At 40.6% G+C, this 12,677-nt stretch carries 13 protein-coding genes; 3 read left to right on the top strand and 10 right to left on the bottom strand.

Going from position 1 to position 12,677, the window contains the following annotated elements; all coding sequences use genetic code 11:
- The first annotated feature begins 44 nt into the window (after window positions 1-44).
- A complete protein-coding gene (locus BTO08_RS12480; RefSeq protein WP_105061148.1) occupies window positions 45-1,049 on the top strand; it encodes an NAD-dependent epimerase in 1,005 nt (334 codons plus the stop codon).
- A gap of 17 nt (window positions 1,050-1,066) precedes the next feature.
- Here the strand turns inward: BTO08_RS12480 and BTO08_RS12475 are convergent, their stop codons facing one another.
- The 4 genes from BTO08_RS12475 to BTO08_RS12460 all read right to left on the bottom strand — a co-directional run bounded on the left by BTO08_RS12475 (window position 1,067) and on the right by BTO08_RS12460 (window position 4,472).
- Entirely contained in the window at window positions 1,067-1,873 is an 807-nt protein-coding gene (locus tag BTO08_RS12475; protein ID WP_039872822.1) for a glycosyltransferase, read from the bottom strand.
- 265 nt (window positions 1,874-2,138) lie between these two features.
- Window positions 2,139-2,621: a pantetheine-phosphate adenylyltransferase gene (coaD, locus tag BTO08_RS12470; RefSeq protein ID WP_105061147.1), complete on the bottom strand. Its 483-nt coding sequence runs from the start codon at window positions 2,619-2,621 to the stop codon at window positions 2,139-2,141.
- An 8-nt stretch (window positions 2,622-2,629) separates the two neighbouring features.
- Complete coding sequence (locus BTO08_RS12465; protein WP_105061146.1) at window positions 2,630-3,406, bottom strand: glycosyltransferase family 2 protein; 777 nt, start codon at window positions 3,404-3,406, stop codon at window positions 2,630-2,632.
- Between the two features lie 7 nt (window positions 3,407-3,413).
- A complete protein-coding gene (locus tag BTO08_RS12460; RefSeq protein ID WP_105061145.1) occupies window positions 3,414-4,472 on the bottom strand; it encodes a glycosyltransferase family 9 protein in 1,059 nt (352 codons plus the stop codon).
- Between the two features lie 89 nt (window positions 4,473-4,561).
- Here BTO08_RS12460 and BTO08_RS12455 point away from each other — a divergent pair, with 89 nt between their 5' ends.
- Window positions 4,562-5,266: a 3-deoxy-D-manno-octulosonic acid kinase gene (locus tag BTO08_RS12455; RefSeq protein WP_105061144.1), complete on the top strand. Its 705-nt coding sequence runs from the start codon at window positions 4,562-4,564 to the stop codon at window positions 5,264-5,266.
- Window positions 5,267-5,307: 41 nt separating this feature from the next.
- Here the strand turns inward: BTO08_RS12455 and waaA are convergent, their stop codons facing one another.
- The 6 genes from waaA to rfaD are packed head-to-tail and all read right to left on the bottom strand — an operon-like array spanning window position 5,308 to window position 11,894.
- The gene (gene waaA, locus BTO08_RS12450) at window positions 5,308-6,582 is read right to left on the bottom strand and encodes a lipid IV(A) 3-deoxy-D-manno-octulosonic acid transferase (protein ID WP_105061143.1); all 1,275 of its coding nucleotides are present in this window, start codon (window positions 6,580-6,582) and stop codon (window positions 5,308-5,310) included.
- A 6-nt stretch (window positions 6,583-6,588) separates the two neighbouring features.
- Window positions 6,589-7,620 carry a lipopolysaccharide heptosyltransferase II gene (gene waaF, locus BTO08_RS12445; protein ID WP_105061142.1) on the bottom strand — a complete coding sequence of 344 codons (1,032 nt, stop codon included), beginning with the start codon at window positions 7,618-7,620 and terminating at the stop codon, window positions 6,589-6,591.
- Between the two features lie 15 nt (window positions 7,621-7,635).
- Complete coding sequence (locus BTO08_RS12440; protein WP_105061141.1) at window positions 7,636-8,718, bottom strand: glycosyltransferase family 4 protein; 1,083 nt, start codon at window positions 8,716-8,718, stop codon at window positions 7,636-7,638.
- Window positions 8,715-9,986 carry an O-antigen ligase family protein gene (locus tag BTO08_RS12435; RefSeq protein WP_105061140.1) on the bottom strand — a complete coding sequence of 424 codons (1,272 nt, stop codon included), beginning with the start codon at window positions 9,984-9,986 and terminating at the stop codon, window positions 8,715-8,717. Before BTO08_RS12435 ends, BTO08_RS12440 begins: the two co-directional genes overlap by 4 nt.
- Window positions 9,986-10,942: a lauroyl-Kdo(2)-lipid IV(A) myristoyltransferase gene (gene lpxM, locus BTO08_RS12430; RefSeq protein ID WP_105061139.1), complete on the bottom strand. Its 957-nt coding sequence runs from the start codon at window positions 10,940-10,942 to the stop codon at window positions 9,986-9,988. The genes BTO08_RS12435 and lpxM overlap by 1 nt, the downstream gene beginning before the upstream one ends.
- Before the next feature lie 7 nt (window positions 10,943-10,949).
- A complete protein-coding gene (gene rfaD, locus BTO08_RS12425; RefSeq protein ID WP_045083840.1) occupies window positions 10,950-11,894 on the bottom strand; it encodes an ADP-glyceromanno-heptose 6-epimerase in 945 nt (314 codons plus the stop codon).
- A 115-nt stretch (window positions 11,895-12,009) separates the two neighbouring features.
- Between rfaD and BTO08_RS12420 the strand changes: the two genes are divergently transcribed.
- Window positions 12,010-12,654: a TetR/AcrR family transcriptional regulator gene (locus BTO08_RS12420; RefSeq protein ID WP_105061138.1), complete on the top strand. Its 645-nt coding sequence runs from the start codon at window positions 12,010-12,012 to the stop codon at window positions 12,652-12,654.
- Window positions 12,655-12,677: the final 23 nt, after the last annotated feature.

Genomic DNA, 12,677 nt, shown 5'->3' with positions numbered 1-12,677 from the left:
TTAGGTTGAGTAGCGCATAATGAAGCGTTATTGAGGATAGAAAAATGAAATATCTCATCACTGGTGTTGCTGGTTTTATTGGTAGCGCAATCACCGAACGTTTATGTGCTCAAGGCCATCAAGTCATTGGTATCGATAACCTCAATGATTACTACGATGTATCACTAAAACAAGCGCGTTTAGCACGTATTGCTCATCCAAGTTTTACTTTTATCGAATTAGATTTAGCGGATCGTGACGGTATTGCTAACTTATTTGCAGAGCAACAATTTAACCGCGTTATCCACTTAGCCGCCCAAGCAGGCGTTCGTTACTCGATTGATAACCCATTGGCTTATGCTGATAGTAACTTGGTAGGACATCTCACGATTTTAGAAGGTTGTCGCCATAATAAGGTTGAGCATCTGGTTTATGCTTCTTCAAGCTCAGTGTATGGCTTAAATCACAAGACACCGTTTAATACGGCAGATAGCGTTGATCATCCCATTTCACTTTATGCTGCAACTAAAAAATCTAATGAGCTGATGGCACATACCTATTCGCATCTTTACGATGTTCCAACGACGGGCTTACGTTTCTTTACCGTTTATGGCCCATGGGGGCGTCCAGATATGGCATTGTTTAAATTCACTAATGCGATCATGGAAGGTAAAGAGATCGATGTGTATAACCATGGCGATATGCGCCGCGATTTCACTTATATCGATGATATCGTTGAGGGTGTAATGCGTATTCAGGATGTGATCCCACAGCCAAATGCTGATTGGACAGTAGAAACAGGTTCACCAGCAACCAGTTCTGCACCTTATCGCGTGTATAACATCGGTCACGGTAGTCCAGTAAAACTGATGGATTATATTGAAGCGTTGGAAGAGGCTTTAGGTATCGAAGCGAAGAAAAACTTCATGGACATGCAACCGGGCGATGTTTACATGACTTACGCAGATACAGAAGATTTATTTAAAGCAACTGGCTATAAACCTGAGGTGAAAGTCAAAGAAGGTGTAAAAGCTTTTGTTGATTGGTATCGCGAGTTTTACCAAAAGTAATCGGGAAAGGCCTAATATTAGGCCTTTTTATTTATTCCGTTGTCACAGAAAATTTTACCGTCTTTTTGTTTTTGCCTAAATAGCTTTTCACCATTAGGGTTACGCGCATTTATTTTATGATCTAGGTGAAATTGCCTACATCTACCAATGGTGCCGATAAAATTTAAGCCTAACTTATCAAGACGATATAATAGATCTGTATCTTCGTATCCCCATCCTTCAAAGTCTTCATCAAAACCATTTATCTTAAATAATGCCTCTATATTTACTGCCATGTTAGAACCAAATTGAGATAAGATAGGTTTAGCTTTTGCGATAGGCTTGAGAATAAAGCTTGGATAATTAATAATTTGTTCAACTTTCGAAACTTCACCAATCATTGATTTAAATAATAACCAAGGGATATTGGAAAGTTTATCAATAGAGATAGCGCTGTGACGAAAAGCTTCTGATAAATCTTTTTTAATATAAGCTCTTACACCGATAGTTACGGTTGTCTTTGAAGCCAAATTTCTATGATCTGAAATGAAGTTCTGCGAAGGGATGCAGTCGCTATCAGTAAAAATGATGTAATCCGCAAAACTTGTTTTGATTGCTTGGTTGAGAATTTTAGCTTTTCTAAAGCCTTTATCTTCATGCCAAACATGGCGAATTGTTAAACTTGACTGCGAGTATTTTTTAATTAAATCGGTAACTTCATGTGTAGAGCCGTCATCAGCAATGCATAAAGAGAAGTCATTATCTAATTGATTTAGGTAGCCATCTAAAACAAGCTCTAGATCACGTACATTATTGTATGCACTCATAATAACTTCTATTTTCATATATTATATTAATGACCTTATTTCAGGCTTGTTATCTAGTTATAGAAATGAACACTGGATTCTATCAAAATAAATTCAAGACAGTAATATAGATATTTATTTATTTAGTATATAAATGATGATAGTTAAAGCTTGTAACTATCATTGAAGGGAATAATAGGCATATAAACATATGTAATTATTGGCTTTTAATGTAAATTTTTATGTTATTAATCTTTTTAACAATAAAAGTACCCAAAGGCGCATAAAGCGCCTTTTTTAATGTCTATTTTACAAACTTTTCTAATAATGCTTCAGTAATGAGTGGATCAACAAACTGACTGACATCCCCTTTGTGTAATGCGACTTCTTTAACAATTGTCGATGAGATGAACGAGTTTTCTTCCGCTGGAGTTAAAAAAACTGTTTCTAGCTCTGGCATCAAACGACGATTCATATTGGCGAGCTGAAATTCGTACTCGAAATCGGATACAGCACGCAGACCACGGACTAGAATGTTGGCGTTGCGTTCTTTAGCAAAATCAACCAACAGCCCTGAAAAACCAACAATCTCTACATTATCTAGGTGTTGGGTAATTTTACCTGCCAGCTCTACGCGTTCATTAAGGTCAAACAGTGGCTTTTTACTTGGGTTAAAAGCAACGCCAACAATCACATGATCAAACATTGCAGCTGCACGCTCAATTAAGTCTAAATGACCGTTGGTAATAGGATCGAAAGTGCCAGGATAAATTACTCGAGTTGTCATAATTGTCGTTACTTCTTGTGCTTTAAGTGAAGACCTAAGTATTTATTTAGGACGTATTGGGCGTTTATACAAGCAATAATAAACCCATGCTTGCCGTCTAGAAATCCAGCTTTAAGAATGTAAGTTCGAATAAAGCTAAACATAGAGTGGATAACAGCAGAGGCAATAGATGATTTTTTTCCTTTTAAAAACTTTTCTTCAGCCCAAAGCTCAGCATACTTTTGTTGTTTGCGCTGAAATTCAAAGAAGTCTTCAAAAGTGTAATGTTCTAAATTACCCGTTAGCTTTTCGACTTTTCCACTAGTAGGGATCACAATAGATTCATGTACTTTGACGTCATTATATTGGGTTTCATTGCGGCGATGTAAACGCGAGATCCAATCTGGATGCCAACCAGAATGATGAATAAATTTACCAAATGCTGTGCTTAGTCTATTAACTTGATAAACAGTATTGATGTGATTGCTTGCGACAGCTTGTTGAATCGATAGACGTAGCTCTGGCGTTACTCGTTCGTCAGCATCAAGCCATAAAATATAATCGCTCTTAACATATTGTTGAGCACGTTGACGTTGCATACCAAAACCAGGCCAATCATTACTGACAAAAAATTTATCAGTATATTGGTGTGCAATGGCTTCTGTTGTATCGCTACTGCCAGAATCAAGGATCACGATTTCATCAACCCAATCTTTTACTGAGTCTAAACATGCCGCCAGATGCTTGGCTTCATTTTTTACAATCAGTGCAACAGCAAGGCTTGGTTTGGTGTTTTGCTGGTTCATTGTTTTCTCACTGTGATTGGGTCAAAGTTAAGGGGGCGATGATGGTATCAAGTTGGGTGATAACATCATCAACAGAAACCGCAGTCATAATATCACTGCCTTTCACTCGTGCTCCCCAAGGAAGCTCTGAAATAGGTTTGCCATAATGCTTTTCTGCAAATTGTTGATACACACTGACGACATATTGTTGGCTAAGATAAGGGCCTGTGCGTGTTGGATTACTATGCCCGTACAAACCGATCACTGGAGTGCCCTGTGTGGTTGCTAAATGGGCTGGACCTGAGTCGGGAGCGATAACAACCGTTGCGTATTTTAGCAATGCGGTTAATTGGATAAGGCTTGTTTTACCAATAAGGTTAGTAATAGGGTGATGACAATGTTGTATGATCTTCTCACCTAACGTTTGCTCACGTTGTGTCGGTGAACCGCATAGGATGACATTTAATCCTTTACTAACGGCATGATCAGCAACGGCAGCATAGCGCTCTATAAGCCAGTTACGCTCATCTTTACTAGCAGCAGGTGAGATGATCAATGTTGGTTTGTTAGTATATTGCTGAGCAAAGGCAATATCTTCACTTGATAATGGGATCTGCCAATCTGGAGCCGCAAAAGGTACGCCTAGATAGCGAGCGAATTCTGCAAAGTTATCAAGTACATGAGAAGCATTTGTTTGTGGCAGCTTTCTATTAGTAAATAGCCATTGTCCCTCTTTGGCTCTTTGACGTGAGAAACCGACTTTATAGCGTGCTTTAATTCCTAAAGATAATAGGCTTGCGCGCAGCGCTACTTGCATGTCGAGTAAGGCATCAAACTTTTGACCTTTCAAGGTATTCCAAACTGCTTTGATCCCTTGCCAGCCTGCTTTTTTATCAAAACTAACCACCTTGATATTAGGCAGTGTGCCCACAAGCTGAGCTTCTGTTTTGCCCACTACCCATGTAATACTGGTTTCTGGCCAATGTTTTTGGATAGCTTGTACTACAGCGATCGCATGACACACATCACCAATAGCTGATAGCCGTAAAATACAGATGGATTGAGGCGCAGTGGTAAACAAAGCCATAGTGGTACCTAATAAAAAGTGGTTAGCGAATTATGCAGTTAGCGCTGGTAATTGTAAAATAAACCAAAATAAACAGGAGAAAGACAACAGTGCAGAAAATTAGCCATGAACAGCAAATGATATGGTTTGATGACAATTATTTAACTGTCGATCCGCATTGTTGCTTTGAGATTGATTTTTGGCGTCAACAAAATGCCATTGTCGGCTCGGCGCAAGGGCGGGGCACGACTTGGTTTGTTGCTGGCGATAAAATGGAAATGGCATTGCGTCATTATCGTCGTGGTGGTTTATTTGGTAAGTTTGTGAGTGACAGTTATTGGTTTACTGGTTGGGATAACACCCGTAGTTATGCTGAATTGACGCTTTTAAAAGTATTACGTGAAGGCGGGGTAAACGTTCCTCGGCCAGTAGCCGCAAAAGCTGAGAAGAAAGGCTGTGTTTATCGAGCAGATATTTTGGTTGAGAAAATCCCTAATAGTCGTGATCTCGTTGCGCTACTTATTAAATTACCTCTGCCAAGTTCGGTTTGGCGTCAAATTGGTATCATGATCCGTAAGATGCATGATCTGCAGGTTTGCCACACAGACTTAAATGCCCACAACATCTTGCTTGATATGGATCAGCAAGTTTGGTTGATTGACTTTGATAAGTGCTATCAGCAACAGGGTGAAAGTTGGAAAAAAGATAACTTAGCCCGTTTAGAGCGCTCATTTATCAAAGAAGTGAAGAAGCGTAATATTCAATGGCAAGCTCAGGACTGGCAAGCATTATGCGATGGCTATCAACAAGGTTAGGAATAAAGTAGCGATGAGTGTGGGCTCTCATCGCTACGAATTTAATGCAGGTAGTCAGTAATGCTATCAATGGTGCGTTGTACCGCCCCTTGATTTTGCTCTACCACTTTTTTAGCGTTTTCTCCCATTACATGTTGACGTTCTGGGTTATCAAACAACCCAATTACTTGTCTTGCTAGCTCGGCACTATCTTGACAGACTTCTATTGCGTCAGCTTGAAGTAGTTGTTCTGTAATATCTATAAAGTTGTAGTAGCTAGGGCCTGTGATAGCTGGTTTTCCTACTGCGGCAGGTTCGAGTAGGTTATGTCCACCGACTTTATCACCGATCAAACTTCCCCCGACAAATACGACATCACTGCTAGCAAGAAGTAATAACATCTCACCCATGGTATCGGCTAAATACACTTGGTTTTGTGGCGTAAATTCATCGTTATTAGTACGGCGATGAACGGATAATTGAAATTGCTGTTTTGCCAATATTTCAACATCATTGAAGCGTTCAGGATGACGAGGAACGATGATTAATAATGCTTTCTCGTTGTGCTGCAATATCGCCTTAAAAGCTGTAAAAATCTGTTCATCTTCACCTTTATGAGTACTCGCGGCAATGAACACTGGGCGATCTTGACCCAGTAGTGAACGTAATTGTGCAGCATGCTCAAAGACTGTTGGCGCAATAGTAAGATCATATTTAATTGAGCCTGTTACTGTAACCTTCTCTTTGGACGCTCCAATATCGATAAAGCGATTTGCATCGTCTTGATGAAGACAAAGAATGCTATCAACATTATTGAGTAGTGGTTTGGTAAAAAAAGCTGCCGATTGATATCGTTGAGCAGAGCGTTCTGATAAGCGAGCATTAGCGATCACGATCGGGATATGCTGTTTTTTAACGGTTGCTAGCGTATTGAGCCAGAGTTCTTTTTCAACAATCAGCATCAGTTTAGGTTGCACCGCTTTTAGAAAACCTCGTACACACCAAGCAAAATCAATCGGCATGTAGCGGTGTTCAACCAAATCACCTAGCTTGGCTATTTGCTCCGCACCTGTGCTGGTTGTTGTTGTTACCACGATAGCTTGCGCTGGATATTGCTCTCTTAGCGCTTTGATCAGTGGCGTGATGGCAATAGATTCACCAACCGATGCGGCATGGATCCAAATAGGTTTCTTACCATTAACTGCTGGCGTAAAACCAAAGTGCTCTTTCCAGCGCTTACCAAAACGAGGTTTCCCCGGTTTTTGTTTGTAAAGTCCAAACAGAAGTAACGGGGAAACTAGAGCAAGCAGTAGGGTATAAACGGTTCTAAGTAACATATTCACTTACGCTTGTTGCAACTTATTGATTGCATCAACTACTAAATCAGGTGTCAGCTCTGTTAAGCACTTCAAATGACCTAATGGACACTCGCGTTTAAAGCATGGGCGACAGCTGATGTCGGTATTTAATACTTCAACATGCTCGGCTAGCGGTGGGGTATAACCTGGTGATGTTGAACCGTATAATGCCACGATATTACAGCCAACAGCGGCTGAAATATGCATCAGACCAGAGTCATTGCTAACGACGGTTTTACAGGCGGCAAGTAAATCAATCGCCTCGATCAAAGATGTATTACCAGCAAGATTTTGGCAATGCGTTTGCATTTCCTGCGGCAGGCTGGCTTTGATTTTATCGGTAACTTCACGATCTTTTGCTGAGCCGAATAACCATACTTGGTTACCTTGCTCTATCAGCGTTGCGGCAGCTTTTGCAAAATGTTGCTCCGGCCAACGTTTTGCAGGGCCAAATTCAGCACCTGGACATAAGCCAATCACGGTTCTTTCTCGGTTTAAACCGAACTTAGTTAGTGCTTCATTTTGAGCTATGGCGTCGATGGTGAGCTTCGGGTGTGGCATATCAGTTAAACAGCCAGAGCCTATCATTTCTGTTGCCGGATGGGCGAGTGCAATATAGCGTTCAATCATCAAGTTGAATAATTTTTTGTTATTACGCAAATCATTGAGTAAGCCGTAACGCATCTCACCTTTCCAGCCAGTACGAACTGGGATCTTAGCAAACAAAGGTACTAAGGCTGATTTGGCGGAATTGGGTAATACGTACGCATGATCATAGTTGTCATCGCGAAGAATTTTACCTAATTGATAGCGAGCAAACAGATTAAGATCGCCATGTCCAAGCGGCATTTCAATCGCTTGATTGATTTCTGGCATACGCTCAAGTACGGGCTTACACCAGCCGGGTGCCATCACATCAATGATAGCGTCTGGGTGAAGTTTTTTAAGCTCGGTATAAAGACATTGCGACATCACCATGTCGCCAACCCATGATGGGCCAATAATTAATATTTTCACATTACAACCGTTGGTTTATACGCTTTGAAAGAAGTTCAGCTGCTGCTTTGTTGTTTCTTGGATTGAAAAATGCGCTTTTAATCGTTGTTGTGCATTCTGTCCCATTTCAACGCGTACTGTTTTAGATTCTGCTAATTGTTTAATTTTATCAGCTAATGCTTGAGGATTATTGGTTTCAACCACAAATCCGGTTTTACCTTCTTCTACTAACTCTTTACTGCCGCCAGTCGTTGTGACAACTGAAGGTTTTGCCATTGCCATCGCTTCGATAATTGTTTTGGGTAGACCTTCACCGCTAATAGATGGCTGCACTTGGATATCGGATGTCGCCATGATTTCAGGTACATCAGAGCGATAACCTAAAAAGTGAATACGATCCTGCATGCCACTGTTTGCTGCTAATTGGTCATTTTCTTCCGTATCCATATCACGACCAACGAGTATCAGATGTAGATTGTCGATATCAGCTAACTGCTTAGCTGCATCAAGCAGAACATGGACGCCTTTGGATTTACGTGCATTGGCAACACAGGTGACAATAATATCATCATCGGTTAAACCGAGTTGCTCACGTGGCAGAGCATCTGCTTGATACCAAGCTAAGTCATGACCTTTATAAATCGTTTGAACTTTTTCAGATGCTAACTTAACAACACTTCGTACCGAGTCTGTAACTGCTTCTGCGACACAAGATATCCCATTCACGCGAGGATGAAGATGCGTTAAATATGATGATGGGTCATGACGGTAAATACCACCAACAGTGCCACGGTAGCTAATAAGTTTTGTATTTGGAAAGCCAATACAAGCAAATGCAGCGTTAGGAATAGTTTTAGAGTTAAGTGCATACACCACATCATAATGGTGTTGGCGTAGTTCTTGGCGAATTGTTTTTATTGTGTTGAAGCAAATTTTACGGCTTGGGTAGCAATCGATCACCGTTATTCCAGCTTCACGAAAACGCTCGACATAAGGTGCATCACCTTGGGTTATAATAGTGACTTCGTGACCTTGTTTGACCATCTCGATACACATTTCGGCTTCAGGTCTAACGCTGTTCCAAGCATCTAAATAAGAGCTTAATACGAGTACTCTCATGATTGTTTCTCTCTCATTGAAATACTTGGTGCTAGAAGAATGACTGTTATTAGTGAATAGAAAATTATTCCTGAATTATGACGGAACATAGCTTGAGACAAGCAGTAACCTATCATCATGATTACACTGATAGCACCACACTGATTGATCATTTTCTGTTGGGGCGAGTTTGCAATACGATGGTTTGTGATAAAAATGCCAAGAGGAATAATAAAAATAGCGAGCAGTGCTGTTAGTCCAATAACACCACGGACAGATAAGTCTTCTAAGAATTGATTATGGGAGTGTGAATGTAAATATTCTTTAATCACTTGTGCATTCACAAGGCCATCATGAGCCCATTTTTCTCTTAGAACTTCTCGACCTTGATAACCAGAACCAAAAATAGGGTGCTGTTCTGTGGTGTAAATAGCACTTTTCCAAAGTTCAAATCGAACGCCTAACGACGAGTTTTCATCATGGCCTTTTTGATATTGGATAACTTGGTAGGTAGCAGCATCTAAACGTGATGTGATTTCTTTGTTTTGGTCCATCGAAAATATAGCTGTTCCAAGAACAAGAATGCTAACTAAAGCTATTTTTTTAGTGATTAATTGGCGATTACTAAAGGCTAAATAAACGATAGCAACTGGTAAAAATATCCAGCCACCACGACTTCCTGAGAGAAAGCTTGCATAGATACCTAAAAATGCAGCAATTAAAGTGAATATAAATTTCCACCATGATTTTTTGCCCAGAAAGTGGATACTAATCGTGAGGCTTATTAGTCCTAATGTCATCGCCATATTACCAGACTGAATAGGCATATAGCCTTTTAATGATGGATGAATACTTTCTAAACTGTCACTAAATGCTCGACCAGTATTAAAATCATAAATGTGAATCATTGCCACAATACAAGCAATGATCGAGCCGATAATAAAACCTGAAGTCAAGAAATCAACTTTAGGTGGATAGAGTAGCAGTAATAGAAATATAGGTAGCACTAAGACAATGCGGTTAGGCATATCGATTTCAGCAAAGCTTCCACCGTAATAAAGTGTTGAGGCTAAATAAGTGAGAAAGTAAATGCTAAAGCTACCTAATACCCACTTCACTTGTGTTGTATAGTTAACTTTGTTGAATTGCCGACAAAAACTAAGTGCGGCTACTAATAGTAAGATTGGAGGGAGATTATAACCACTACCATAGGCAAGACATAAAACAGGAAAGCTTGCCACGAGCAAGCTTATGATTATTTCACGATTAAAAAAGCTAGAGATAGGCATTACATTTTCACCTGATATGGATTTTCATTACTATTAGGGCGTGTCTTTAGTAAACGCAGAATCCACATGTATTGTTCTGGACGCTCACTCACGTATTGTTCGATACATTCGTTCATCATGCGGGCATCTTGCTCTTCAGTTTCACTAGGGAAAGGCAGAGCAGGGTAAAAATCTAATTCATATTTCCCCGACTCACTGTTGTACATCGCAAAAAGCGGTACGATCTTTGCGCGACTTAATTTAGACAGTCGACCTAAACCTGACATCGTTGCTTTAGTGGTGCCAAAGAAATCAACAAATACACTATGCTCAGGACCAAGATCCTCATCGGGTAAGTAGTATCCCAAGTACCCTTCGCGAATCGATTTGATAAATGGTTTAATGCCACCACTGCGTTCATAAACACGGCCGCCGTATTGCACACGCTGACGGTGCATCAACCAGTCTGATACTGGGTTTTTCTGCTTTTTCGCCATTGCAGAAACAGGTAAACCGCGTGATGCAAGCAGTACCGCAGGAATATCAATCGCCCAAGTGTGAGGAACCAATAAAATCACGCTTTGCTGCTGATCGGTGAGAGTAGTGAGGTTCTCCATCCCGCGGATCACGGTATTATCTTCTAACCAAAATTTGCTACGTACACTTAACGATGCAAAACCCAGCAAGAATGTACCTGCAGTGGTGATACTTTGAAGTAGAATATCTTCACGTTCAGCATCGGTCTTTTCAGGAAAGCACATCTGTAAGTTTACGCGCGCACGACGATTTGATTTGCTATTTAACTTGATAGCTTTTTTAGCAAAGGTACTCGCAATTGCGCGGCGTGCGTTATGGGGCAGCAAACAAAATAGAGAAGCGAGGATAACGGCAAGCCATGTCCCCCAATATTTAGGTGCTAGAAAAGACCATTCAAATTGTGGGTTATAAGCTTGTTTATCGTAATGGTTATCAATCATATCGTTATTATTTGTTTAGGATTGTCATGTATTCTGCAACGCCTTCAGCAACAGACTTAAACGTTTCTGTATAGCCAGCTGCGCGCACTTTAGTCAGATCTGCTTGTGTGTAAGTTTGGTAACGACCTTTTAGGTGCTCAGGGAAGGGAACTGACTCAACTTCACCTTTTCCATGATATTTAACGACAGCATCAGCCACCGCTTGGAAAGATTCAGCATTGCCTGTACCACAGTTAAAAATACCGGATACACTATTTGCTAAGAACCATAGGTTCATTTTGCATACATCGCCAACATAAACAAAATCACGCTTAAAGGTTTCAGAGCCTTCAAATAGTTTTGGGTTGCCACCTGCATTAATTTGAGTGTTTAGGTGAAAGGCGACAGAAGCCATACTACCTTTATGTTGCTCACGCGGGCCGTACACATTGAAATAACGGAAGCCAGTGATTTGCGATAGTTTCTCACCATGTGCTTCGGCATCTTGCCAAATACGGCGAACATAGTTATCAAATTGTTGTTTCGAATAACCATAAACGTTCAGTGCACCTTCGTATGGCTTTTCTTCGATGAAGTCATGATCGCGACCACCATAGGTTGCTGCAGATGAAGCATATAGGAAGGGAATTTGGCGCTCTAAACAGTAATGCAATAGCTCTTTTGAGTACTCATAGTTATTGAGCATCATGTATTTACCGTCCCACTCAGTGGTTGCTGAGCAAGCACCCTCATGGAAAATGGCTTCAATATTTCCGAACTCATCTCCCGCCATAATTTGGGTGATGAAGTCTTCTTTGTCCATGTAATCGGCAATGTCTAAATCGACAAGGTTTGCGAATTTAGTCCCGTCTTTGAGGTTATCCACCACTAAAATATCGTTACAACCTTGCTCGTTAAGGGCTTTTACGATGTTGCTGCCGATCATGCCGGCGCCGCCAGTAACAATTATCATGGGAGAAAATCCTTCATTGATGAAATAACAACTTGTAGCTATGGCGCTACAGAGCAAAAAAAACGTTAACTTATGATACATTATATGTAGAAGAAGGGCGAAGGAAGTCAATCAAATGAAAACCCGAGACAGAATTATTCATGCTGCTTTAGCGTTATTTAATGATCGCGGAGAGCCCAACGTAACGACGAATCATATCGCCGCCGATCTAGCGATCAGTCCGGGTAATCTTTATTATCATTTTAGAAATAAAGAACAGATCATCCACAGTATTTTTGATTTATATGCCACTGACTTACAAGTGAGCTTTCAACCACGCAATGAAGCTGAAACGACTGAAAGTCTATTGAGCTATCTCGATGCCGTATTTTTGTTGATGTGGCGCTATCGTTTTTTCTACGCAAATTTGCCTGATATCTTACGACGTGATCCCGAATTACAACTTAAATACCTTGAAGCACAGGCGCAACTTCGCAGTAACATCGCTATATTGATGCAAAGCTTGAAAGAAGGTGGATTGGTTGATATCGATGATGAAGATTTGAAAACCTTGGCTGAGACTTTGTTGATGGTGGCATCAAGTTGGATTAGTTATCAAACAACACAAGTCGCTGGTGCTAAAATAACCCCAACGGTTATCTATAAAGGTGTTATTCAGATACTTAATATTGTAAGGCCGCTGGCAACACCGTTAGGCTGCGAACGTGTAGAAGCATTGAAACAGTATTACGAGCAACAAGAGCAACAAGCTAAGCGTTAAGAATCTGTTGCGAAAGAAGCGAT

This window comes from Photobacterium angustum (assembly GCF_002954615.1).
GTDB classification, from domain to species: domain Bacteria; phylum Pseudomonadota; class Gammaproteobacteria; order Enterobacterales; family Vibrionaceae; genus Photobacterium; species Photobacterium angustum_A.
Note: the sequence above shows the minus strand (reverse complement) of the source record. Positions and strands in the feature narration are given on the sequence as shown.

What these genes read in the sequence shown, in the direction of transcription:
- BTO08_RS12480 (WP_105061148.1), top strand. Translation starts at nt 45, where the DNA reads ATGAAATATCTCATCACTGGTGTTGCTGGTTTTATTGGTAGCGCAATC.
- BTO08_RS12475 (WP_039872822.1), bottom strand. Translation starts at nt 1,873, where the DNA reads ATGAAAATAGAAGTTATTATGAGTGCATACAATAATGTACGTGATCTA.
- coaD (WP_105061147.1), bottom strand. Translation starts at nt 2,621, where the DNA reads ATGACAACTCGAGTAATTTATCCTGGCACTTTCGATCCTATTACCAAC.
- BTO08_RS12465 (WP_105061146.1), bottom strand. Translation starts at nt 3,406, where the DNA reads ATGAACCAGCAAAACACCAAACCAAGCCTTGCTGTTGCACTGATTGTA.
- BTO08_RS12460 (WP_105061145.1), bottom strand. Translation starts at nt 4,472, where the DNA reads ATGGCTTTGTTTACCACTGCGCCTCAATCCATCTGTATTTTACGGCTA.
- waaA (WP_105061143.1), bottom strand. Translation starts at nt 6,582, where the DNA reads ATGTTACTTAGAACCGTTTATACCCTACTGCTTGCTCTAGTTTCCCCG.
- BTO08_RS12440 (WP_105061141.1), bottom strand. Translation starts at nt 8,718, where the DNA reads ATGAGAGTACTCGTATTAAGCTCTTATTTAGATGCTTGGAACAGCGTT.
- BTO08_RS12435 (WP_105061140.1), bottom strand. Translation starts at nt 9,986, where the DNA reads ATGCCTATCTCTAGCTTTTTTAATCGTGAAATAATCATAAGCTTGCTC.
- lpxM (WP_105061139.1), bottom strand. Translation starts at nt 10,942, where the DNA reads ATGATTGATAACCATTACGATAAACAAGCTTATAACCCACAATTTGAA.
- rfaD (WP_045083840.1), bottom strand. Translation starts at nt 11,894, where the DNA reads ATGATAATTGTTACTGGCGGCGCCGGCATGATCGGCAGCAACATCGTA.
- BTO08_RS12420 (WP_105061138.1), top strand. Translation starts at nt 12,010, where the DNA reads ATGAAAACCCGAGACAGAATTATTCATGCTGCTTTAGCGTTATTTAAT.